We start from the raw sequence: 22,718 nt of genomic DNA on the forward strand, positions 1-22,718 counted from the left end.
AACCAGGGGCGAAAAAGATGAACAAGCCGAACATAATAGTGGTCCTGGTCGATCAGATGCGGCGGGATGCGATGAGCTGCGCAGGCGACCCGAATGTGCGCACACCCAACCTGGACCGAATGGCCCAGAACGGCGTCCGCTTCACCTCGGCTTGCGCGACGTTTCCGGCCTGCGTGCCATTTCGCTTCTCGATGATCACCGGCCAATATGCTCATTCGCGCAACGTTCCGGCACTTGGTTTCAGGCTATCACCAGCCGAACGGACAATCGGGGACGCGCTGAAAGACGAGGGTTACGCTACCGCCTATATCGGCAAATGGCACCTTTATTCGGCCTATGGAGTGAGCGGCGGACTGACCCTCTCGCAGGCGTGCCGCACTCCGATCCCGGCCAGCCATCGGCGTGGCTTCGACTACTGGCGGGGCTTCGAGCTGCGCAATGAATTCTACGATACCTACTATTTCGCAAACGACGATCCGCAGCCCCGCCGGATCGATGGCTATCAGACGGACGGGCTGTTCTCGCTTGCTCTGGAGTATCTGGAAAAAGACCGCAGCGGCGACCAACCCTTTGTCCTGATGCTGTCGGTCGAGGCACCGCACCCGCCCTTCACTGCTCCGGAGGACAGCCTTCGGCGCGTTCGCGATCGGGGCCCCCTGTTGTTTCGGCCTAATGTCGACCTTGGCGGCATCAGGTTTTTTCCGCCCGAATGGTTTGAAGAAAGCGGCCCGGCCGGGAAAGTGGACCCGGACGACCCGGCTTCGGTTGAGCGCGTCGCGGAGGCCAACATGCAAGCCTATTACGCGATGATCGAGAGAATCGACGACAATATGGGCCGGTTGAATGCGGCGCTTGAGAAGGAAGGCCTGGCGGACAATACCGTGGTCGTATTCCTGTCCGACCACGGCGAGCTCGGGGGCAGCCACGGCATGCTGGGCAAAGCCGAGCCATGGGAAGAATCGGTCGGAATTCCCCTGATCGTTTCAGGCCCGGAAGCTCTGGTTGCGCGGCGCGGGCAAACCGCCTCGGTCCCGGTCAATACGGAGGATCTCTTCCCGACGTTCCTGGGGCTTGCCGGAGGAAAGGCCGGCGATGGCCTGCCCGGCATGGATATCTCGCCTTTCATTCGCGGTGAAACAGGGGAACCGGACCGACGAGGCGTACTGCTTGAATTCGTGACGGAGACCCGTGCCAATCGCAGCTACTATGACGAGACGTGGCGAGGTGTGCGGACCGCGCGCTATAAATATACGGTGATCGGAGACCGGACAGGCGCCCGGCCCTGGCAGCTGTTCGACCTGCATACCGACCCCCATGAAATGGACAATCTGGTCGATCGGCCCGAACACGCCGCACTGGCGCGTGACATGCATCGCCGCCTCTGCGAATTGCTGGACGCCACGGGCGACGATTTTGCCCTGGCCGGTTCTTTCGGGATCGAAGCGCGCAACACCGTTGCGCCCGTTGCCTAGTCCGGTTGCGCCGCAAAGCGCACCGGCGGCTCAGCTGGCCTTGCGCCGGCTCTCCAGCTTGCGGAGCTGCTCGACCAGCTTCTCGTAATCGACGGCGCGCGAATAATCGAGGATGTGGACCTCCATCAGGCTGTCGAACGCTTCGATATCTCCCCGGCGGATCGCTTCGATGACGTCGTCATGCTCGGCAACAATACTCTTCACGCCTTTTTTCAGGGTCGAAAGGCCGAATATGATGGTCAGCTGCCTCGAAAGCGGTTCCCAGGCGCGGACGAGAATATCGTTCTGCGACAGCTGGCAGAGGCAGTGATGAAACTCGGTGTCGAGGCGGGCAACCTGAAAACTGTCGCCGGCGTCCGCCGCGGCGTGCATGCGCTTCAGAACTTCTTCCAGTGGCGCAAGAACCGACGGGTCGACCCGCGCCCGATTAATCACCTCGCCCCCGGCCAGCTTCTCCAGAGCCAACCTGACCTTCAGCGACTTTTCGAGACGGTCGATATTGACGCTCATCAGGCGCATGCCTCGATAACGTTCGCTGACGACAACACCCTGGCTCTCCAACAGACGCAGCGCTTCGCGAACGGGAATTCGGCTGACATTCAGCGAGCGGGCCACCTCCGCCTCCACGATGCGGTCGCCGGGAAGGAAGACGCCCATAGCGGTGGCCTCCACAATCGCGTCAACTACTTGATCTACAAGTGTTTTCGCAGACAGCGGCGTGAGCGTAGCGAGTTTGCTGGACGTCTTTTGCGTGGTGTCGGTCGGCATGTTCGGCGAATTCCTTGACATTCAGGTCCTATGCGAACATTGTATACGATAATACGATTATACGAAATCCTTAGAGGCACCGATATAGCGGCAATGGGCCGTAAACCACAAGTCTCTGAGGGCGCCACATACCAATCCAACAGGGAGCTAGAGAGAAAATGGGAGTGCATCGCCGACTGAAAACGATGGGACGGGTGCTAACCGTGACTGGGGCGCTCGCCCTTTCGGTAGCATTTTTCCCGAGTGACGCCCTGGCCCAGACGATGGGTGGCGACGTCATTGTCGTACAGGGTTCCAACCCACCAAGCCTCGACGCGATGTCGACGTCTTCTCAGGCTTCGCGCAACATCAACATGAACATCTACGAGACGCTGTACGGCTTCAGCGAGGGCATAACACCAATCCCGATTCTCGCCGAAGACTGCATCATCTCCGATGACGGGCTGACCTACCGCTTCCCGCTTCGCAAGGGCGTCAAGTTCCACAACGGCGATGAGATGACCGCCGCAGACGTCAAAGCCTCGCTCGAGCGCTACCGCAAAGTCGGCGCGACCGGCAACCTCCTCGACCCGGTCGAAAGCATCGAAATCACCGGCGACTACGAAGTCACGTTCACGATGAAGAAGGCGACACCGACCTTCCTGGAGGCCTTCTCGTCGCCGCGTGCTCCGGCAGTTATCATTCCGGAGGAAGACGCAGACACCGAAGCCGGCAAGAACAGCTTCGTTGGCACCGGCCCGTACAAATATGTCGAATATGTTCCGGACAGCCATGTCAAACTGGAACGCTTCGCCGATTACAGCGCCGACACGCGCTATTCCGGCGTCGACGGCTTTGGCGGCAACAAGACTGCCTATTTCGATACGGTCACCTTCCGTATCATCACCGAGCCCGGCGCACAGGTGGCGGCTCTCGAAGCCGGCGAAGTGCATATTCTCGAGCAGATTCCGGTGCCGTCGGCCCGGCGCCTGGAGAGCAACGCCGACATTGTCACCTACGAGAACATTCCGTGGGCGTTCAACACCTTCATCTTCAACATGAACGTGTCTCCGTCCGACAACGTCAAATTCCGTGAAGCAGTGCAGGTGGCGCTGAACATGGAAGAGGTCATGGGCATCACAACGGAAGGGCTGTTCCAGCTCGACCACGGCTGGCAGTACGAAGGTACGACCTACGATGCAGGTGATATCGGCAAGGACTACTACAACCAGGCCGACGCCGAACGCGCCAAGGCACTGCTTGCCGAAGCGGGCTATGCCGGCGAGGAATTTTCCATCCTGACCGATGGGAACATCCCCGGTCACTCCAAATCGGCCATCGTGATCGCCGAGCAGCTGAACGCGATCGGCATCAACGCTGTCGTCAATCAGGTCGACTGGCCGACTGCCCTGAAGATCAGGCTGCAGCCCGAGGGCTGGAACGGCTGGACGCTGCAGATGGGCATCGAGCCCTATCTCGGCCCGGTTGGCCTGATCGCCACGCTCACCGGCGAGAAGCCGCACTTCATCAAGAACGACCCGCAGCTCGACGCGCTTTATGAAGAGCTGATCTCGGGCACCACGGTGGAAGCCCGAAAGGAGACCTTCGCGAAGATCCAGACGCGCCTCTACGAGTTCTTCGGCGTGGTCAAGCTCGGCAATATCGGACTGATGCAGGCCAGCCGTTCTTCGGTGAAAGGGTTCAAGCCGTTCCGTTTTCCGCGCATGTACAATGTGTGGTTCGAAGGCTGAACACACTCTAGTATGACAACGCCGCCGGGGAGTGCATCGCATTCCCCGGCGGCCACGCGGACAAACATAGCAGGGGACTCCATTGTTTCGGTTTGTCGTCGGGCGCCTCTTGAGTGCCATTCCCGTTCTACTTGTTGTTTCCGTCGTGACCTTCCTGATCATCTGGCTCGTGCCGGGTGATGTGACAGCTGAAATCGCGGGCGGCGACGCGACACCTGAAGAAATCGCCGCTATCCGGCAGAATCTCGGTCTGGACCGCCCTCTGCTCGAGCGGGCGCTGGCCTGGTATGGCCGGCTGCTGCAAGGCGACCTCGGACACTCATACCTGCTCAACCGTTCCGTGGCAGAGGCTGTATTCGAGCGGCTTCCGGTGACACTATCGCTGGCCGGGCTCGCACTGCTGATCTCGACCGCAATCGGCATGCTGCTGGGCATACTTGCCGCTGTCAGGCAAAACACCTGGCTCGATCAGGGCGCAATGGTCGTTGCACTGGTCGGACTTTCGGTTCCCGATTTCTGGTTCGGGATCGTCATGATCATCCTGTTCGGCGTTTTCCTCGGCTGGTTTCCCACCGGCGGCTACGTTCCGATGACGGAGGATTTCTTCGGATGGGTCCAGTGCATGACCCTCCCCGCATTGACGCTGGCGTTCACCCAGATGGGTGTCATTGCCCGCATGACGCGCTCAAGCATGCTGGACGTGCTCAATCAGGACTTCGTTCGTACGGCAAAGGCGAAGGGCATGCGCGCCCGTACGGTGATATTCAAACATGCGCTCAGAAACGCCCTGGTTCCGATCGTTACGGTGGTCGGGGTGATAACCGGCGTGCTGCTGAGCGGCGCGGTGGTGATCGAATCGGTCTTCTCATTGCCCGGTGTCGGACGCCTGATCATCGGGTCGATCCAGCGGCGCGACTTCCCGATCATCCAGGGCGGGCTTCTGGTAACTGCCTTCATCTTCGTCTTCGTCAACATCATTGTCGACGTTCTCTACGTCTGGTTCGATCCAAGGGTTCGCGATGATCGCTGACGCCAAAGCTTCCGACGACACGATTTCCCTCGGCGCCGAAATGGCGGCCGCGCGCCGCAGGCGCTGGCGGTTGCTGGCGGGCAGGCTGCTGGGGCACCGGTCGTTCCTGTTCGGACTGGTTATCCTCGGCATTTTCTTCGGGCTCGCGATTTTCGCCGACCTGCTGGCGCCCTACCCGCCGGACAAGAGCGACTACCGCTCGATACTGATGCCGCCGTCCTGGGAACACTGGTTCGGCACGGACGGCTTCGGCCGCGACATCGCAAGCCGGATCATCTACGGCACCCGCGTTTCACTGCGCATCGGCCTGGTCGTCGTCGTGACCACCGGCATTCTGGGTACGATCCTGGGCACGCTGGCGAGTTACGTGCGCTGGCTCGACGGCCTTATCATGCGCGGGCTGGACGGGCTGATGGCCTTTCCCGGCGTGCTTCTGGCAATCGCTCTGGCAGCGGCCCTTGGACCGTCGGAGATAAACGCGATCATAGCACTCACGATCACCTTCACGCCGCGTACCGCGCGCATCGTGCGCGCCAGCGTACTCGTGGTCCAGGGCATGCAGTTCATCGAGGCCGCCCATGCCGTCGGTGCCAGTCACGCGCGCATCATCTTCCGCTACATACTCGCGAACGCGCTGTCGCCGCTGATCGTCCAGCTCACCTTCGTGTTCGCCGTTTCGATCGTCGCTGAAGCCATATTGAGCTTCCTCGGCGTCGGACCGCCGCCGCCCGCGCCATCCCTCGGCAACATCATCGCCGACGGGCGCACCTATATTCAGGAAGCATGGTGGATCGCCGTGTTCCCCGGCGTTGCAATCGCAGTCGCCGTTCTGAGCCTCAATCTGATGGGCGATGGCCTGCGCGACATCATCGATCCCCGGCAGCGCAATATGCGAGACGCCTGAGAGAGAGGCCGAATTGGCGACGCGGACGCAACCGGTAGATGCTGCCTCGACCAGCCGGGTAGACAAACCCTGTTGCGTTCCGGCCGCAGGCGGGAGCCGCGCCGCCCAGCCGGAGAATTTCGCGTCAGGCTGCGCCGACCGCAGCGAAATCGTATGGATCGGCGCCAGCGACTCCACCGTGGGGACAGACAGTCCGCTTCTGGCGATCGACGGCGAAGGGCCGGCCCGCAAAGTCCGGCTTCGCCCATACGGCATCGACCGTTGTGCCGTCAGCAACCAGCGTTTCGCTGCCTTCGTGGCGGATACCGGCTATGTAACGGAGGCGGAAAAGTTCGGCTGGTCCTTCGTGTTCAAGGGTTTCGTGCAGCCGGCTCTTGTCCATACCCTGCCGGCCGCACCCGAGGCACCCTGGTGGATACGCATCGAGGGCGCATACTGGAAGCACCCCGAAGGCAAAGGGAGCCACATCGAGGACCGGGAGACCCATCCCGCGGTCCATGTGTCATGGGCGGATGCACGCGCATTTGCCTCCTGGGCAGGTGGGCGGCTGCCGAACGAAGCGGAGTGGGAAAACGCTGCGCGGGGGCGTTCCGGCGGTGTCTATCCATGGGGCGATCGCGAACCCGATGACAGTGCGTTTTTCCCCTGCAATATCTGGCAGGGGCGGTTTCCCGACATCAACGATGCCGCCGACGGATATGCCGGTACGGCGCCAGTCGACAGCTTCGCGCCCAACGATTTCGGCCTCTACAATATGGTCGGCAACACCTGGGAGTGGTGTGAGGATCCGTTTCGCGTCAGGTCGCTCACGCGCGCCGCGAAAATTCGCAATCAGGTGGCGCGGTCGCAACAGCAGCGTTTGATGAAGGGCGGCTCCCACCTCTGTCACACAAGCTACTGCCACCGCTACCGCATCGCCGCACGTCTCGGCTGCCCGCCCGACAGCGCAACCGGCCATCTGGGCTTCCGCCTGGCATATGACGCGCGGCCAGATTCCGCTCAGCCATGAGCGGCAAACCACGAACCGCGCTTCTTCGCTTGCTCAAGGTGGGTGCCGTTTTCGCGGTTGCATATGTTGCAGGCGCGGCTGCGAATACGGTGGGCGTGCCGCTCGCATGGATGATCGGCCCAATGTTCGCAAGCGCCTTCATAACGCTGGCGATGAACGCATCTGCACCCCCCGTTTCCCTGCGCGTACTCGGCCAGTTGATCATCGGCGGCGCGCTCGGACTGCACCTGACGCCGGACGCGTTCGACCGAATATTGTCCAACGTGGTGCCAATTGTTGCCGGCGCGCTGACGCTGACCTTCATCGCGATCGCCTATGGCCTCGCGCAGGCCCGGTTCTTCGGAACCCATCGCGCAACCGCACTCTACGCCTCCGTGCCCGGCGGTCCGATTGAAATGGCGGTGCTTGCCGATCAGAATGGCGGGGACGGCGCAAAGACTGCCCTCGCGCAGACCTTGCGTATCGTCTTCGTCGTTCTTCTATTCCCGCCGATCATGACTCTGGCAGCCATACCGGGTTCGGCACCAGAAGCGATCGCAGGCGGGTGGCTCGATACGATTCTGCTTGTTCTTCTCGCGGCGGCAGCCGGAATTGCCGCCCATTTCGTGAGGCTGACCAGCCCGTTCTTTCTCGGGCCAATGATCGTGGTCGGCGCAATGGCCGCCTCGGGCGTCCCGCTCGACGGCCATCACGAAGGCGTCGTCCCCGCCGGGCAGATACTCATCGGCGTCTCGCTGGGCGCGATGTTCAGGCGAGACCTTTTTCGCGGTGCCCGTCAGTTTCTGGGTGGCCTCCTGTTTTCCACCCTGTTTCTCATATGCGCCTCCGCGCTGGTGTCGGTCGCGCTTTCGGCGGTATTTGACCTGGACCTTTCGACAATGGTCCTTGCCAATGCTCCGGGGGCTGTAACCGAGATGGTCATCACCGCCGAAGTGCTGCATCTCGACGTTGCCATGGTTGCCAGCTTCCAGTTTGTCAGGGTCATGATCGCGCTGCTTATCGTCGACTTTATCAACTACCTGATGCAACGGCCCAGGGGACGCGGGGCGCGATCCCCGTAAATGCCCATCCGCCGGCAGCAGGCTGTGTAGGCGCATTCGATGCGCAACTCGCCCGCCGCAAAGGCCCGGACTGGAAATTTCGCTCCCGGCGTCGTATCCGGGTTTGTCCCAAATATCGGAGCCGCCGTGACCTACCGCAAGCTAGCAGCCCTGTCCGCCGCACTTCTTCTCACCACGTTGAGCGCCGAGGCCGAGACCTTGCGCTGGGGACGCGCCGGCGACGCCGCGACGCTCGATCCGCATGCCGCAGCGGACGGTTACACGCAGCAGCTGCTCCACAATATCTACGAGCCGCTGATCCGTTTCGAGCCGGGCGGCGCAGCGAGCGGTGTACTCGCCGCCTCGTGGCTGGCAAGCGCCGGCGATCCCAACCTTTGGGTGTTCAATCTCAAACGCGCCACCTTCCATGACGGAGCGGAGTTCGATGCCGAGGATGTGGTGTTCTCAATCAACCGGGCGCGCGCCGAGGGATCGGCCTTCGCCGGCGAAGCGTCGCAGATCATCTCGGTCCGCGAAACCAGCCCGCGCACGGTCGAAATCCGGATGGCCGAGCCTGCCGCGGCACCGCCCGCGGTGCTGACGCGCATTCTGATCATGGACAGCGGCTGGGCAAACGAAAACGGTTTGGCAAGCGCAAACAGCACTGCCGCCGACAAGGCAAACGGCACCGGGCCCTACAAACTCGAATCGCGCGATGCGGCGGTGCGCACCAAGCTGACTGCCAACGACCGTTATGCGGGACCGCCGCCTGCAGCGAAAGAAGTGGTCTACCTGCCGATCGCCGATAGCGAATTGCGCGGCAAGGCACTGGCCTGGGCCGAGCTCGAAATATTGCAGGACGTTTCGGCAGCCGATCTGAAGCGCCTCGACGGCATCGAAGATGTTGCCGTCGAGACCGCGCCGGCGAATTCCGTGCTCTATCTTGGTTACAGATTCGGGGCCGGCGGTGCCGACGGCAACCCGTTCGACAATGCTCTGGTGCGCGAAGCTATCGACCGCACGGTCGACCGCGACGAAGTGGCTTCTTTTGCGAACAGCGACGCGACCGCCATTCTGGCACCGTCATTTGCAGAAGGCTGGTCGAAGGGGTTGGCCGCGCAACTTTCGCCGAACCCCGCCAGGGCAAAGGAACTTCTGGCGGAGGCCGGCTACCCGGATGGTTTCGGCGTGAAGCTCGATGTCGCACGCGGCGACGAGGCAACCGCCAACCGGATCAAGGCAATGCTGACCTCGATCGGCATCTGGGCCGATGTCGTGGCGCGGCCTCAAGCCGATCACGATGCGCATGTGGCCTCCGGCGAGAGCGCGTTTCATCTCAGCAGCTATTCCGCGCCGGGCTACGGCTCCGCGCCGATACTCAGCTGGCTGGTCGACGGCCAGAAAGGCTACGCCAATGCCGAGCTTTCGTCACAGGTCGCCGCGCTCGCAAATATCCGCAACAGGAACGAGCGCCGGACGGCGCTGGCCGGGCTCTGGCTCAACGTGCAGAAGGAGCGCATCGTGCTGCCGCTGGCGCAGCGCCGCGTCGCGCACGCCATGCGTGCCTCCGTGTCGGTTCAACCGGATCCCAACGGTCTGACCAGGTTCGACACGGTGCGTTTCAACGACTGAGCACCAATCTACACGAGGTTACTCCCCATGGCCGACGGCAACTGGGTTCAGGACGTTCTGAGCTTCTGGTTCGATGAACTGACGCGCGAGGACTGGTATTCCGGCAGCGCCGAGGTCGACGACAAGATCCGCACGAGGTTCGGCGCGCTTCATGCACGGCTGAACGCAAGCCCGCCCGCCGAAGCGCGTACCGACGCGAACGCCGCGCTGGCCGCGGTCATCGTGCTCGACCAGTTTTCGCGCAACATGTTCCGCAAGAAGCCGGCAGCGTTTGCAAGCGACGCGGCGGCGCTCGATCTGGCGCGCAACGCGGTCGAGGCGGGCTTCGATATGCAAGTCGCGGAAGACCGGCGGGCGTTCTTCTACATGCCGTTCATGCATTCCGAGGTCCTTTCCGATCAGGAGCGCTGCGTGGACCTGTTCAAGCAGCATGGCGGAGAGGAATCGCTCAAATACGCCATCGAACATCGGGATATCGTTGCGCGCTTCGGGCGGTTTCCGCACCGAAACTCGACACTGGGGCGGGAACTGACCGAGGAAGAGGCGGCATTCCTGCAGGGCCATAGCGGTTACGGGCAGTAGCGGCCCGAAAATCGAGAGCCTTGCGTTCGTCAAATCACTGGCCCTACATACAGTATATAGCATCGCGTGACCGGCGAACCGGCTTTTCACGGCTGATGAGAAGAATGGAGCCGCGCCCCGTGCGCCGGTCTCTTACGAGGGAGGACAATTTGGCGAAGGCAACTACACCGGCAAAGGGCAAAACAACAAAAGCGGCGACGGCACGCAAGGGTGCCGCCAGCGGCGCCAAACCTGCGGGCACCAAAGCTTCCGCGCCCAAAGCCTCCGCAAAGAAAACAACGGCCAGCGCAGCGGCAAGAGCGGCAGCCGCGAAACCCGCCGCCAAGCGCACGGCCTCGAAACCCGCGGCTGCAGCGAAAGCTGCTTCGAAGCCTGCCACGGCTCGCAAGCCAGCAGCGAAGGCCGCCGCCACAGCGAAGACCGCGAAGCCCGCAGCGGCGCGCAAGCCGGCCGCCAAGGCGCCGGCAAAGAAAGCTGCCTCCAAATCCGGCGCGAAGCCCTGGCACAAAAGCTATCCAGCAGGGATTCCGACCGAAATCGGCGAGATCACCGACAAATCGATTGCCGAACTCATGGTCAGTGCCTGCAGGCAGTATGGCAGCCGCCCGGCCTTCACCTGCATGGACAAGACGATCACCTTCACCGAACTGGAGGAGCTGTCTCGCTATGTGGCGGGGTACCTGCAGTCGACCGGGCTAAAGAAGGGCGCACGCGTTGCGCTGATGATGCCCAACATCCTGCAATATCCCGTGGCGCTGATGGCGGTGCTGCGCGCAGGGTACACCGTCGTGAACGTGAACCCGCTCTATACGCCGCGCGAACTGGAACACCAGCTTAACGATTCCGGCGCCGAGGCGATTTTCATCCTGGAAAATTTTGCGACGACGCTCGAGAAAGTCATTCAGAACACATCGGTCAAACATGTCGTTGTCGCGGCGATGGGCGATCTTCTCGGCGGCATCAAGGGCGCGATCGTCAACCTGGTCGTCAGGCGGGTCAAGAAGATGGTTCCTGCATGGAACCTGCCCGGCCATGTGAAGTTCAACGACGCCCTGAACAAGGGCAGAACCGCCACGTTCCGCCCGGCCGATGTCGGACATGACGACGTAGCCTTCCTGCAATATACGGGCGGCACGACAGGTGTTTCGAAGGGTGCGGTGTTGCTCAACCGGAACGTGCTTGCCAATGTCGCGCAGAACGCGATCTGGGTCGAATGCGCGTTTCTGGACAAACCCAAGCCGGAGCGGATGATCTATATCTGCGCGCTGCCGCTCTACCATATCTATGCGCTTACGGTGAACGCGATCATGGGCATGCAGCAGGGGGCGCAGAACATTCTGATCCCCAATCCGCGCGACCTGCCCGCCTTCGTGAAAGAGCTGCGCAAATACAAGTTCAACGTGTTCCCCGGTCTGAACACGCTGTTCAACGGACTGCTCAACAATGAAGAGTTCCAGAAGCTCGATTTCTCGAGCCTGTACATCACCTTCGGCGGCGGCATGGCCGTCCAGAGCGGGGTTGCAGAGCGCTGGAAAAAGCTGACCGGGCTGGTGATCGCGGAAGGATACGGCCTTTCCGAAACCTCGCCGGTGGCAACGGCGAACCGGTTCGATGCCAAGGAATTCACAGGCACTATCGGCCTGCCGGTTCCCTCGACCGAAGTGGTCATCCGCGATGAGGACGGCAAGAACGTGCCGACCGGCAAGGTGGGCGAAATCCTGATCAAGGGCCCGCAGGTGATGGCCGGTTACTGGAACCGGCCGGACGAAACCGCCAAGGTCATGACCAAGGACGGCTACTTCAAGTCCGGCGACATGGGATTCATGGACAAAAACGGTTTCGTGAAGATCGTCGACCGCAAGAAGGACATGATCCTGGTATCGGGTTTCAACGTCTATCCGACCGAAATCGAGGACGTGGTCGCCAAACATCCGGGTGTGCTCGAGGCTGCGGTCATCGGCGTGCCGGACGAGCATTCGGGCGAAGTGCCGAAGCTTTTTGTGGTCAAGAAAGATCCCGGGCTCACCGAAGAGCAGATCCACGCCTACTGCAAGGAAAACCTGACCGGCTACAAGCGGCCGAAGCTCATCGAATTCCGCGACGAGCTGCCCAAGACCAATGTCGGCAAGGTGCTCCGCCGCGCCCTGCAATAGCAGCCTAACATGCGGGGCGCTCAGCGCCCCGCCAAGAGGGCCGGCAGTTCTGCTACGGAAGCCAGAACGACGTCGGCAAGCGACGCGAGCGTCTCACGCGTGCCGGTGCCGGACAGCACACCGACAACAAGACCGCAGCCGGCGGCGCGCCCGGCCGCCATGTCGTGGCCGTTGTCGCCCACAAAGGCGATCTCCGGCGCTTCAATACCATTCAGCTGCGCAAAGCGATGGATCATGTCCGGCGCGGGTTTGGGGTTGGTCACGCTGTCATAGCCAAGCGCGGCGCTGAACAATTCGGCTACGCCGAGCGCTTCCAGCGTCCGGGCGGCGCCATCGGCGGAATCATTCGTTGCCACGCCCAGCAAGTAGCCTGCGTTGTGGAGGTCGCTCAGGGCCGGCAGCACGCCTGCCACCGGCACGGCAGAGGCTGCGCCCGCGACGCTGGTGCGCGCATCGTAGTAGCGGACACGATCGGCGAGGGGCTGGCCTTCAAGCGCGGGATGCCACAGACGCACAACGTCTTCGTTTGTCCCGGCGGCAAAGACAGAGTCGGCGACAAAGCTGCCCGAACGCTCGTCGAAGCCGGCGAGCGTCAGAAACTCCCGCGCGCGTGCCGCATCGCCCTCCGCAGCATCAAGCGCCATCGCACGGGCAACCGCGCTCCAGGTCGCCTCGAAATCGACAAGCGTTCCGTCCTTGTCGAACAGGAGGCCGCGGATCGCCGGCATCAATTACCGGCGCGCAATTCGCCGATGCGGCGCACCAGACCGGCGGTAGAGGAATCGCTGCCATCGGCCGGCTTCTTTCCCTCAACGACCGGCAACAGAGCCGTCGCCAGTTCCTTGCCGAGCTCGACGCCCCACTGGTCGAATGCGTTGATGCCGAACAGCGATGCCTCAACGAAGACACGGTGTTCATAGAGTGCGATCAGGCGGCCGAGCGCATACGGGTCGAGCTTGCGGTAGAGAATGGTAAGCGAGGGCCGGTTGCCGGGGAACGTCTTGTGCGGAGCAAGCCGTTCCGCCTCATCCGCGCCTACGCCCTTTGCCAAAAGCTGCTCACGTGCTTCCTCCGTCGTGCGGCCTTTCATCAGGGCTTCCGACTGTGCGAGGCAATTGGCGACAAGCAAATCGTGGTGGTGTTTCAGCGCCGGCTCGTGGCTTTCGGCCGCGAGGATGAACTCAACCGGAACGATATCGGTGCCCTGATGCAGCAGTTGGAAAAAGGCGTGCTGGCCGTTGGTGCCCGGCTCACCCCATACGACCGGTCCGGTCGGACCAGCAACAGGCGAGCCGTCAATCGTGACGCCCTTGCCGTTCGATTCCATATCCAGCTGCTGCAGATATGCCGGCAGGCGAGCGAGCCGCTGATCGTAAGGGATCACCGCCCGCGTGGGATACCCGCACAGAACACGATGCCAATAGCCGATCAGGCCCACAAGCAGCGGAAGGTTCTCGGCCGCGGGCGCTTCGGCGAAATGCCGGTCGAGCGCGTGGGCGCCATCCAGCAGGCGGGCAAAATTCTGCGGGCCGACAGCGATCATGATCGGCAGGCCGATCGCGGCCCAGAGCGAGTAGCGGCCGCCCACCCAGTCCCAGAAGCCGAAAACACGATCGTCACCGATGCCGAACTCGGCAACCTTGTCGAGCGCCGTCGAGACAGCGGCGAAGTGATGGGCCACAGCACCGCTGCCCAGCCACTCGGTGAGCCAGGCGCGCGCCGTCTCCGCGTTGGTCATGGTCTCGACCGTGGTGAAGGTCTTGGACGCGACGACAAAAAGCGTCGTCTCGGCGTTGAGGCTTTTCAGCGTGTCAGAGACATGGGCGCTGTCGACATTGGAAACAAAGTGGGTGCGCGGACCGTCGTGATAGGGCGCGAGCGCCAGTACCGTCATCGCTGGCCCAAGGTCCGATCCGCCGATGCCGATATTGACGACGTCGGTAAACGGTTTGCCCGTAGCGCCCCTAAGCTCGCCGTCACGGACGGCGTCGGCGAAACGGCCCATCGATTCCAGGACTGCCAGAACGTCGAACATGACATCCCTGCCATCCACGAACACGGGCGCACCGGAACGGTTGCGCAGCGCCGTGTGCAACACAGCCCGGCGTTCAGTCGCATTGATCGTTTCGCCGGCAAACATCGCCGCGCGACGTGCCTCGACACCTGCCCCGCGCGCCAGATCAAACAGCAATTCGAGCGTACGTTCGTTCACCGCGCATTTGGAAAAATCGACAAGCAGATCGTCCAGCCCGGCGGAGAAGCGACCGAATCGCTGCGGGTCTGAGGCAAAGGCGGCGCGGAGGTCAAAGTCGGCGTTTTCCGACCGGTGACGTTCTAGCGCGGCGCTTGCAGCCTCGAATGCTGCGCTGTCCATAGAACATCTCCGTTTCTGGGGTGTACGGCGGCAGAAGCCATATTCGTGCGCCGTATTCAATAGCTTTGGCTGAAAAAGAGGCGGGGCCCGGCAGCACAATGGCATAACGCCAATTCATCAGTGGTACAAAATCTATTCATCAAAGAAATTCATTGGAGCAATCCATTGGACCAGACGTAGGTTTGCGTGACGCCAATCAGAATGTCCTTCCCCAGGAGCATTACGTATGGTTTCGCGAAACGATGCCGCGATATGGTCTGGCTTGTTCCGGATATCCGCCGATTCAGGCCAGACGCTTCAGGCGCAGATACGGCAGGCCATTGTCGCGGCGATCCTGGACCGGCAAATTGCCGCTTCCCTGCCGCTTCCCTCATGCCGCATGCTCGCCGAGAAACTGGGTGTTGCACGCGGCACCGTGGTGCTTGCTTTCCAGCAACTCGTGGATCAGGGCTTTCTGATCGCCCGCGAGCGGCGCGGCCACTTCGTCAATCCGGAATTCGTTTCGGGTCTGGACGCCGATACGCACCGGCCCGAACCGAAACCCGACCGCATCGACTGGGGCGCGCGCCGGCGTGTGGCTTCCAGCGAGCCGCCGCAGCCGGCCTATCAGGGCAACTGGATCAAGGCCCCTTACCCGTTCGTCTACGGCCAGTTCGATCCGGCGCTGTTTCCGACCGCCGAATGGCGCGAATGCAATCGCATGGCACTGGCGGTGCTGGAAATCCGCAATTGGGCCGGTGACGTCGTCGACCGTGACGACCCGCTGCTGATCGAGCAGATTCAGGCGCGGCTGCTTCCGCGCCGCGGCATCTTCGCAAACCCGGATGAAATCATCGTCACGCTTGGCGCACAGCATGCCCTCTACATGCTTTCGACGCTGCTCATGGGGCGCGGGACGAAGGTGGCAATGGAAGAACCGGGCTATCCGGATGCGCGGGGCATATTCCGGCTCTCCGGGGCCGAAGTGGCGCCCGTTCCCGTCGACAAGGATGGGATCGATCCGTCCGCGATACCGGCGGGCACGGACTTTGTGTTCACGACACCCAACCACCATTGCCCGACCATGGTCCCGCTTTCCGAAGAGCGCCGGCGGAGACTGCTTGAGGACGCGGAAAAGCATGACCGCATCATCATCGAGGACGGTTACGACAGCCAGCTCGTCGACGACTCCCCGCAACAGGCGCTGAAAGGCACCGACGCGTCTGGCCGCGTGATCTATGTCGGCTCGATGTCGAAGACCCTCGCGCCCGGCCTGCGCATTGGCTACATCGTCGCCGATGCCGGACTGATCGCGGAGTTGCGTGCGCTGCGGCGATACATGCTGAGGCACCCGCCGGCAAACAATCAGCGTGCGGTGGCGCTTTTCCTTTCGCTCGGCCATCACGAGGCGCTGGTGCGCAGGCTTTCGACGGCGTTTTCGGAGCGCCGGCTGAAACTGGCGGAAGCGATATCGGAGCACTTGCCGCAGTGGCGGCCTTCGGGCGCGCCGGGCGGTACGTCGCTCTGGCTGAAGGGACCTCCGGGCACCGACGCCCGCGATCTTGCCGTCGATGCGGCCGAACGCGGCGTGCTGATCGAGCCCGGGGGGCGTTTCTTCAACGAACCCGACACGCAAACGCGCTTTCTGCGCCTCGGGATTTCGTCAATCGCGCTTCATCACATCGAGCCCGGAATACGGGAACTCGCCGACGCGGTCGGGCGGCTGAGGTCGGCCGCCTGAATTAGCTCATCGGCCAATGGACAAGCCGGACGCCAGCACTTAACTCATAGTGCCGGCGAACAGGAAAGGGCTGCGCGATGGCAATGGACATGTCCGGAGAAGAGCGGATCGCCGCACCGATCGGCAAAGTGTGGGAAGCACTTAACGACGCTGAAATTCTGAAAGCCTGCATTCCGGGCTGCGAGAGCCTGGACAAGAAATCCGACACCGCGTTTTCAGCGGTTGTCTCGGTGAAACTCGGGCCGATCAAGGCCAAGTTCAACGGCGAGGTCGAACTCCAGAACCTCAACCCGCCGCACTCCTACACGATCGCGGGCGAAGGCAAGGGAGGCATAGCGGGGTTTGCAAAAGGCGGCGCCGATGTCAGCCTGACTGAAGACGGGCCAGACGCAACGATCCTGACCTACAAGGCGAAAGCCGATGTCGGCGGCAAAATCGCCCAGCTCGGCAGCCGTCTGATCCAGTCGAGCTCGAAGAAGCTGGCCGGTGAATTCTTCTCCTCGTTCAACGAGACTGTAAGCGCCGGCTAATTCCCTCCCCTCAAGAGGGAGGGGTCAGTTCATACCTTGCGGAAGTTCGCTTTGCGCTTCTCGCGGAAGGCGGCAACGCCCTCGCGGTAGTCGTCCGAATAGCCCGCCTCGCGCTGCAGCTCACGCTCCAGATCCAACTGCGCATCGAGCGTGTTGGAAGACGCCGCCTGAATCGCCTTCTTGGCCAGCGCATAGGCAGCGGTGGGACCATTGGCGAGTTGAATGGCAAGAGCGACAGCCTCGTCCATCAGCACCTCGTCGTCGACCACCTTCCAGATCAGGCCCCATTCGGCAGCCTTCTCGGCTGGCAGCGGTTCGGTGGTGAGCGCCAGCGCCTTGGCGCGCGCCTCGCCCAGACGCTGGGTGAGCCACCAGGTGCCACCGGCATCCGGGATGAGGCCGATGCGGGCGAAAATCTGGATGAAGCTTGCCGAGCGCGCGGCAATCACGATGTCTCCGGCCAGTGCGATATTGGCACCTGCCCCCGCGGCAACGCCGTTGACAGCGCAGATAACCGGCTTGTCCAGCGCACGCAGGCGGCGGATCAACGGATTGTAATATTTCTCAAGACCGGCACCCAGATCGTATTTCTGTGTCGCGTCGGTGAAATCGCGTTCGCCCAAATCCTGCCCGGCGCAGAAGCCGCGCCCGGCGCCGGTCAGCACAACGACGCGGCAGTCGTCGTTCTTCTCGATCCTGTCGAGCGCCGCAGCCAGCGCCTGATGCTGCCTTTCATTGAACGGGTTGAGCCGATCGGGCTGGTTGAGAGTCAGGACGTCGTAACCGTCGTGCTGCTCGTGGATTACCGTATCGTTCATATCTGTCCCTCGCCGTCCCGGCGGCTATTCGAACACGATTGCTGGCGTCGCAGCCTCAGCCGCCGCCGTTTCCTCTTTGAGCCGCTCCAGAACACGGCCGGCGATTTCCCTGTAGATGGCGGCTTGCGGGCCATCCGGCTCCGACGCCACGACAGGTTCGCCGCTGTCGGAGCGCTCGCGGATGTTCATCGTCAGCGGGACTTCGCCGAGGAACGGGACGCCGAGACGCTCCGCATCGCGACGTGCGCCGCCATTGCCGAAAATATCGTAGCGCGTGCCGGTATCGGGCGCGATGAAATAGCTCATATTCTCGACAATGCCGAGCAGCGGCACGTCAACGCGGCGGAACATGTTGAGCCCCTTGCGGGCGTCGATCAGCGCCAGATCCTGCGGCGTGGAAACGATGATTGCGCCGGCAAGCGGCACCTGCTGCGCCATGGTGAGCTGGGCATCGCCGGTACCAGGCGGCATGTCGACCACCAGCACATCGAGCTCGCCCCAGGCGACTTCGCGCAGCATCTGGGTCAGAGCCGACATCACCATCGGTCCGCGCCAGATCATCGGCGTTTCTTCCTCGACCAGAAAGCCCATCGACATGACCTTGATGCCGTAGGCCTGCATCGGCTTCAGCACCTTGCCGTCGACGGTTTCCGGCTTGCCGCTCAGGCCGAGCAACCGCGGCATCGAGGGGCCGTAAATGTCGGCATCCAGAATGCCGACATTGAGGCCATTGGCTGCAAGGCCGAGTGCGATGTTGACGGCCGTGGTCGACTTGCCGACGCCGCCCTTGCCTGAGGCGACCGCGATAATCGACTTCACGCCGGGTACGCCGCGCTTGGCAGGCTGCCTGCCCTGCTGGGGCGACTGCTGGGGTGCCGGGCGCGGCTGTGGCTGCGGAGCGCGTTCCATGCCACCCCCTTTGCGCTCGGCAGTCAGTGCCACGACGGTGCCTTCCACACCGGGCAACGACTTCACCGCCGTTTCGGCGGCGGCGCGCAGCGGTTCCATCTCACGCGCTTTCTCGGCGGGCACGGTGACGGAAAAGAACACCTTGGCATCGGCGATGAAAATTTCAGAGACGAGCCCGAGCGAGACGATATCGCCGTCCATGCCCTGCGCCCGAATACTGCGCAGCTTTTCGACGACGGCTTCCTTGGTGACGGTCATAACAATCCTGTCCTGTCTTCCCCCTGCCAGATAGTCGGTTTTGGTCGCGAGTCCAACGCAACCGATTGGCACAGGCGTTTAGAGTTGAATTTAATCAATCGATCGATTAAACTCACTTGATGACTGAAACCCGTGAAAGCGGCGCCGACGCCACCCGTAACTCACTCATCCTGGCCGGGCTCGATCTTTTTGGCCGGCATGGCTTTGAGGGCGCATCGACGCGCGGCATTGCCGGCGCTGCCAAGGCGAATATCGGCTCCATCGCCTATCATTTCGGCGGCAAGGACGGGCTGCGCGCTGCCTGTGCGCGTTTCGTCGTCGAAACAATCAAGTCGGTGGCCGGCCCGGCGGTCGGTCTCACCGAGGCGGCGCCCAGGAACGCCGAGGAGGCCGAAGAACGCCTTGTCCGGACGGTTGAAACGGTGGTTCGATTTCTGGTTGCCGGCTCTGTCGCACCGCGCGTCATCCAGTTCGTGCTGCGCGAGATTTCGCATCCCGGCCCGGTGATCGACATCATGTATGCCGGCGTTTTCGAACCAGTCCACAAGCGGCTTTGCCAGCTTTGGGAACAAGCGACCGGCGAACCTGCGGAGAGCGAAGAAACACGCATCACCGTTTTTACGCTGATCGGACAGGTCGTTTATCTGCGGATCGGGCGCGAGGCCGTGATCCGCCGCATGGACTGGCCCTCGGTCGGTCCTGAAGAGGCGGCGAAGCTCGCCTCGATTGCCGGCAGCAATGTCCGCGCCATCATTCGTGCGCGCAAAGGAGCGCAGCCATGAGCCTGCTATGTTCACTGCCGCTCGCGGCATCGCTATTCACATCATGCGGACCCGCCGCGCCTCTCGCGGTCGGTTATGTCGAGGGCGAGTTTGTCCGCCTGGCGCCGATCGAAGCAGCCGAAGTGCGGGTGATCAATGTCAGGCGCGGCGACCGGGTGAAAGCCGGGCAGCCGCTGGCGGTTCTGGAAGACACCGACGCGCAGATTGCTGTTTCGCAGGCAAGCGCCGCGCTAGCACAGGCGAAGGCGCAACTCGCCGATTTGCGGCAAGGACGGCGGCCGGAGGAAATCGCCGTGCTTGAAGCCGCGCTCCGCTCGGCAAAGGCACAGGCCGAGGAAGCGCAGCGCGTGTTCGAACGCACGCAGGACCTTTTCAAGCGCGGCATCGCCACCCAGGCCGATCTCGACAAGGCGCAGACCTCGGTCACCACCGCCGAGGCGATGGTTGGCAAGGCGGAGGCCGATCTCGACGTTGCCCGCCTGCCGGCGCGCACCGAGACGATCACCGCCGCCGAGCATCAGGTTGAACAGGCGCAAGCCTCGCTCGAACAGGCGCGGTGGCGGCTTTCCAAGCGCACGATCACCGCGCCGGAACAAGGGCGCGTGAGCGACGTCATCCGCAATCCGGGTGATCTGTCAGGCCCCTCGGCACCGGTGATCTCAATCCTTCCCGAAGGCGCCGTGAAGCTGAAGCTCTATGTGCCGGAGGAGCAATTCTCCACGATCCAGATCGGGGACCGACTGGCGGTATCCTGCGATGGCTGCCCTGGCGACCTGACGGCGCTGATCAGCTATGCGTCGCCCGAGCCCGAATTCACGCCGCCGGTGATTTATTCGCTTGAGACGCGGCAGAAGCTTTCGCATCTGATCGAGGCGAGGCCTGAAAACGGCGCGGCGCAGCTCAAACCCGGGCAGATCGTCGATGTCCGGCTGGCGGACGACCAGCCGTGAACGCCATCGAAGTTCATGATCTCGTCAAGCGCTTCGGCGACCGCACCGTTGTCGACCATGTGTCGATGACGGTGGAGACCGGCGAGATCGTGGGCTTTCTCGGGCCCAATGGCTCGGGCAAAACCACGACCATTCGCCTGATGTGCGGGCTGCTCACCGCCGATGGCGGCGGCGGCACGGTGCTCGGCTACAACCTCGAAACCGACGCGCTGAAGATCAAGCGTGAGGTCGGCTACATGACCCAGCGCTTCTCGTTCTACGAAGACCTGACAATCGCCGAGAATCTGGATTTCGTGGCACGGCTCTACCAGCTCAAGCCGCGCAAGGACTATGTGGACCGAACGCTCGAAGACCTTGGCCTGACCTCGCGGCGCAACCAGCTTGCCGGCACGCTTTCGGGCGGCTGGAAGCAGCGGCTGGCGCTTGCCGCCTGCATCATGCACGAGCCGAAGCTGCTCTTGCTCGACGAGCCGACAGCGGGCGTCGACCCCAAAGCGCGGCGCGAATTCTGGGACGAGATCCACCGGCTGGCGGCTGGCGGGCTGACGGTGCTCGTCTCCACCCACTACATGGACGAGGCGGAGCGCTGCCACCGCATCAGCTACATCGCCTATGGCAAGATGATTGCGACAGGCACGGTTGAAGATGTCGTGCGCGACGCCGGCCTGACCACCTTCGTGCTGCGCGGCGCGCGACTTGGCGAAGTTGCGCGGGCGCTTGCCGAGACACCCGGCGTCGACCAGGTGGCGCCCTTCGGCACCACGCTGCATGTGGTGGGCTCCGACGCCAAAGCGCTGGAAAAAGCACTCGAACCTTTCCGCAAGCGGGACGGCGTGACCGTGGAACGGGGCGAAACCAGCCTCGAAGACGTGTTCATTCAGTTCATGTCCTCTTCGCAGGACAATATGCAATGAACCGGTTCTTCTCCCTCACCCGGCTCTTTGCCCTGCTCGCCAAGGAGTTCATCCAGATGCGGCGCGACCGCATCACCTTCGGCATGATGCTTGGCGTGCCGCTGATCCAGCTGGTGCTGTTCGGGTTCGCAATCAACAGCGATCCCAAGGCACTACCTGCCGCTCTCGTCGTGCTCAGCCAGGACCAGTACACGCGCGCCATGGTCTCCGCGCTGGAGACGACCGGCTATTACCGCTTCGATCATATCGTCAACAGCGCCGAGGAAGGTGAGTTCCTGATCGCACGCGGCGATGTCGTGTTCGTGGTGACCATCCCGTCCGACTTCGCGCGCCGGGTGGAGCGCGGCGACAGCCCGCAAATCCTGATCGAGGCGGATGCCACCGACCCTTCGGCCGCCAGCGGCGCCATCTCGACGCTGAGCACGGTGGCACGCAGCGCACTTACGCGCGAACGGGGGCTCGACGCCACCGCAGGCGATCCCAGCCAGCTCGAAGTGGTGGTTCACCGGCGCTACAACCCCGAAGGCATTTCGCAATACAACATCGTTCCCGGCCTGCTCGGCGTCATTCTGCAGATGACCATGGTGATGATGACCTCGATCGCGCTGACGCGCGAAACCGAACGCGGCACCATGGAAAACCTGCTCGCCATGCCCGCCAGCCCGTTCGAGATCATGCTTGGCAAGGTATTGCCTTATCTCGGTGTCGGCGCCGTGCAGGTGGTCGTGGTGCTTGTGGCCGCCAAGCTGATGTTCGGCGTGCCGTTCGTCGGCTCGATAGCACTTCTGATGAACGCGATCCTGCTCTTCGTTCTCGGCCTCGTGCTGCTCGGCTATTTCATCTCCACCATGGCGCGCACGCAGATGCAGGCGCTGCAGCTGACGTTCTTTTTCTTCCTGCCATCGCTGCTTCTGTCAGGCTTCATGTTCCCCTATCGCGGCATGCCGATGTGGGCGCAGTGGCTGGGTGAAATCTTCCCGCTCACGCATTTCCTGCGGGTGGTGCGCGCCATCATGCTGAAGGGGGCCGAGTTCCCTGCCGTCGCCTGGGAAACCTCGACGCTGATCATCTTCATCGTGGTCTATGCCACGATCGCGCTCGCACGCTTCCGCCGCACGCTGGACTAAATTTTTCGCACTCCTG

The 22,718-nt window shown here is 62.6% G+C and carries 20 protein-coding genes; 15 read left to right on the plus strand and 5 right to left on the minus strand.

Going from position 1 to position 22,718, the window contains the following annotated elements; all coding sequences use genetic code 11:
- Positions 1-17: 17 nt before the first annotated feature.
- The gene (locus EP165_RS03760; protein WP_127520200.1) at positions 18-1,472 is read left to right on the plus strand and encodes a sulfatase family protein; all 1,455 of its coding nucleotides are present in this window, start codon (positions 18-20) and stop codon (positions 1,470-1,472) included.
- A gap of 30 nt (positions 1,473-1,502) precedes the next feature.
- On the opposite strand, the gene EP165_RS03765 is transcribed toward EP165_RS03760, so the two are convergent.
- Positions 1,503-2,240, minus strand: a complete 738-nt coding sequence (locus EP165_RS03765) for a GntR family transcriptional regulator (protein WP_127520201.1) — start codon at positions 2,238-2,240, stop codon at positions 1,503-1,505.
- Between the two features lie 203 nt (positions 2,241-2,443).
- Between EP165_RS03765 and EP165_RS03770 the strand changes: the two genes are divergently transcribed.
- From EP165_RS03770 to EP165_RS03805, 8 genes are all read left to right on the plus strand, one after another.
- Positions 2,444-3,970, plus strand: a complete 1,527-nt coding sequence (locus EP165_RS03770; RefSeq protein ID WP_245439991.1) for an ABC transporter substrate-binding protein — start codon at positions 2,444-2,446, stop codon at positions 3,968-3,970.
- A gap of 82 nt (positions 3,971-4,052) precedes the next feature.
- Positions 4,053-5,000 carry an ABC transporter permease gene (locus EP165_RS03775; protein WP_127520203.1) on the plus strand — a complete coding sequence of 316 codons (948 nt, stop codon included), beginning with the start codon at positions 4,053-4,055 and terminating at the stop codon, positions 4,998-5,000.
- Entirely contained in the window at positions 4,990-5,904 is a 915-nt protein-coding gene (locus EP165_RS03780; RefSeq protein WP_127520204.1) for an ABC transporter permease, read from the plus strand. Before EP165_RS03775 ends, EP165_RS03780 begins: the two co-directional genes overlap by 11 nt.
- 13 nt (positions 5,905-5,917) lie before the next feature.
- Positions 5,918-6,913 carry a formylglycine-generating enzyme family protein gene (locus EP165_RS03785; protein ID WP_245439998.1) on the plus strand — a complete coding sequence of 332 codons (996 nt, stop codon included), beginning with the start codon at positions 5,918-5,920 and terminating at the stop codon, positions 6,911-6,913.
- Complete coding sequence (locus EP165_RS03790) at positions 6,910-7,974, plus strand: AbrB family transcriptional regulator (protein ID WP_127520206.1); 1,065 nt, start codon at positions 6,910-6,912, stop codon at positions 7,972-7,974. Before EP165_RS03785 ends, EP165_RS03790 begins: the two co-directional genes overlap by 4 nt.
- Positions 7,975-8,100: 126 nt before the next feature.
- Positions 8,101-9,585, plus strand: a complete 1,485-nt coding sequence (locus EP165_RS03795) for an ABC transporter substrate-binding protein (RefSeq protein WP_164742947.1) — start codon at positions 8,101-8,103, stop codon at positions 9,583-9,585.
- Between the two features lie 27 nt (positions 9,586-9,612).
- The gene (locus EP165_RS03800) at positions 9,613-10,167 is read left to right on the plus strand and encodes a DUF924 family protein (RefSeq protein WP_127520208.1); all 555 of its coding nucleotides are present in this window, start codon (positions 9,613-9,615) and stop codon (positions 10,165-10,167) included.
- A 104-nt stretch (positions 10,168-10,271) separates the two neighbouring features.
- A complete protein-coding gene (locus tag EP165_RS03805; protein ID WP_127520209.1) occupies positions 10,272-12,320 on the plus strand; it encodes a long-chain-fatty-acid--CoA ligase in 2,049 nt (682 codons plus the stop codon).
- 20 nt (positions 12,321-12,340) lie between these two features.
- On the opposite strand, the gene EP165_RS03810 is transcribed toward EP165_RS03805, so the two are convergent.
- The gene (locus tag EP165_RS03810; RefSeq protein WP_127520210.1) at positions 12,341-13,048 is read right to left on the minus strand and encodes an HAD family hydrolase; all 708 of its coding nucleotides are present in this window, start codon (positions 13,046-13,048) and stop codon (positions 12,341-12,343) included.
- Positions 13,048-14,694 carry a glucose-6-phosphate isomerase gene (gene pgi, locus EP165_RS03815; RefSeq protein ID WP_127520211.1) on the minus strand — a complete coding sequence of 549 codons (1,647 nt, stop codon included), beginning with the start codon at positions 14,692-14,694 and terminating at the stop codon, positions 13,048-13,050. The genes EP165_RS03810 and pgi overlap by 1 nt, the downstream gene beginning before the upstream one ends.
- Positions 14,695-14,920: 226 nt before the next feature.
- Between pgi and EP165_RS03820 the strand changes: the two genes are divergently transcribed.
- Both EP165_RS03820 and EP165_RS03825 read left to right on the plus strand, forming a co-directional pair.
- The gene (locus EP165_RS03820) at positions 14,921-16,414 is read left to right on the plus strand and encodes an aminotransferase-like domain-containing protein (RefSeq protein ID WP_127520212.1); all 1,494 of its coding nucleotides are present in this window, start codon (positions 14,921-14,923) and stop codon (positions 16,412-16,414) included.
- Positions 16,415-16,491: 77 nt separating this feature from the next.
- The gene (locus EP165_RS03825) at positions 16,492-16,944 is read left to right on the plus strand and encodes an SRPBCC family protein (protein WP_127520213.1); all 453 of its coding nucleotides are present in this window, start codon (positions 16,492-16,494) and stop codon (positions 16,942-16,944) included.
- A gap of 29 nt (positions 16,945-16,973) precedes the next feature.
- Here EP165_RS03825 and paaG read toward each other — a convergent pair whose 3' ends face one another.
- The gene (paaG, locus tag EP165_RS03830) at positions 16,974-17,762 is read right to left on the minus strand and encodes a 2-(1,2-epoxy-1,2-dihydrophenyl)acetyl-CoA isomerase PaaG (RefSeq protein WP_127520214.1); all 789 of its coding nucleotides are present in this window, start codon (positions 17,760-17,762) and stop codon (positions 16,974-16,976) included.
- A gap of 24 nt (positions 17,763-17,786) precedes the next feature.
- The gene (locus tag EP165_RS03835) at positions 17,787-18,929 is read right to left on the minus strand and encodes an Mrp/NBP35 family ATP-binding protein (RefSeq protein WP_127520215.1); all 1,143 of its coding nucleotides are present in this window, start codon (positions 18,927-18,929) and stop codon (positions 17,787-17,789) included.
- Between the two features lie 119 nt (positions 18,930-19,048).
- On the opposite strand from EP165_RS03835, the gene EP165_RS03840 reads away from it, so the two are divergent.
- From EP165_RS03840 to EP165_RS03855, 4 genes are read left to right on the plus strand one after another with little or no spacing between them, the layout of a single operon-like run.
- A complete protein-coding gene (locus tag EP165_RS03840) occupies positions 19,049-19,711 on the plus strand; it encodes a CerR family C-terminal domain-containing protein (RefSeq protein ID WP_127520216.1) in 663 nt (220 codons plus the stop codon).
- Positions 19,708-20,661 (plus strand): HlyD family secretion protein, encoded by a 954-nt coding sequence (locus EP165_RS03845; RefSeq protein ID WP_127520217.1) that lies wholly within the window; start codon positions 19,708-19,710, stop codon positions 20,659-20,661. Before EP165_RS03840 ends, EP165_RS03845 begins: the two co-directional genes overlap by 4 nt.
- Positions 20,658-21,575 carry an ABC transporter ATP-binding protein gene (locus tag EP165_RS03850; RefSeq protein WP_127520218.1) on the plus strand — a complete coding sequence of 306 codons (918 nt, stop codon included), beginning with the start codon at positions 20,658-20,660 and terminating at the stop codon, positions 21,573-21,575. The genes EP165_RS03845 and EP165_RS03850 overlap by 4 nt, the downstream gene beginning before the upstream one ends.
- On the plus strand, positions 21,572-22,702 hold the full coding sequence (locus tag EP165_RS03855; protein WP_127520219.1) for an ABC transporter permease: 1,131 nt from the start codon (positions 21,572-21,574) through the stop codon (positions 22,700-22,702). Before EP165_RS03850 ends, EP165_RS03855 begins: the two co-directional genes overlap by 4 nt.
- Positions 22,703-22,718 lie beyond the last annotated feature (16 nt).

The organism is Mesorhizobium sp. Z1-4 (assembly GCF_004000235.1).
In the GTDB taxonomy this organism is placed as follows: domain Bacteria; phylum Pseudomonadota; class Alphaproteobacteria; order Rhizobiales; family Rhizobiaceae; genus RCIO01.

Bases quoted from the DNA above. Each gene is read 5' to 3' on its own strand.
- EP165_RS03845 (WP_127520217.1), top strand. From the start codon at position 19,708: ATGAGCCTGCTATGTTCACTGCCGCTCGCGGCATCGCTATTCACATCA.
- EP165_RS03855 (WP_127520219.1), top strand. From the start codon at position 21,572: ATGAACCGGTTCTTCTCCCTCACCCGGCTCTTTGCCCTGCTCGCCAAG.
- EP165_RS03810 (WP_127520210.1), bottom strand. From the start codon at position 13,048: ATGCCGGCGATCCGCGGCCTCCTGTTCGACAAGGACGGAACGCTTGTC.
- EP165_RS03825 (WP_127520213.1), top strand. From the start codon at position 16,492: ATGGCAATGGACATGTCCGGAGAAGAGCGGATCGCCGCACCGATCGGC.
- EP165_RS03780 (WP_127520204.1), top strand. From the start codon at position 4,990: ATGATCGCTGACGCCAAAGCTTCCGACGACACGATTTCCCTCGGCGCC.
- EP165_RS03765 (WP_127520201.1), bottom strand. From the start codon at position 2,240: ATGCCGACCGACACCACGCAAAAGACGTCCAGCAAACTCGCTACGCTC.
- EP165_RS03790 (WP_127520206.1), top strand. From the start codon at position 6,910: ATGAGCGGCAAACCACGAACCGCGCTTCTTCGCTTGCTCAAGGTGGGT.
- EP165_RS03835 (WP_127520215.1), bottom strand. From the start codon at position 18,929: ATGACCGTCACCAAGGAAGCCGTCGTCGAAAAGCTGCGCAGTATTCGG.
- EP165_RS03820 (WP_127520212.1), top strand. From the start codon at position 14,921: ATGGTTTCGCGAAACGATGCCGCGATATGGTCTGGCTTGTTCCGGATA.
- EP165_RS03840 (WP_127520216.1), top strand. From the start codon at position 19,049: ATGACTGAAACCCGTGAAAGCGGCGCCGACGCCACCCGTAACTCACTC.
- paaG (WP_127520214.1), bottom strand. From the start codon at position 17,762: ATGAACGATACGGTAATCCACGAGCAGCACGACGGTTACGACGTCCTG.
- EP165_RS03800 (WP_127520208.1), top strand. From the start codon at position 9,613: ATGGCCGACGGCAACTGGGTTCAGGACGTTCTGAGCTTCTGGTTCGAT.
- EP165_RS03760 (WP_127520200.1), top strand. From the start codon at position 18: ATGAACAAGCCGAACATAATAGTGGTCCTGGTCGATCAGATGCGGCGG.
- EP165_RS03805 (WP_127520209.1), top strand. From the start codon at position 10,272: ATGGAGCCGCGCCCCGTGCGCCGGTCTCTTACGAGGGAGGACAATTTG.
- pgi (WP_127520211.1), bottom strand. From the start codon at position 14,694: ATGGACAGCGCAGCATTCGAGGCTGCAAGCGCCGCGCTAGAACGTCAC.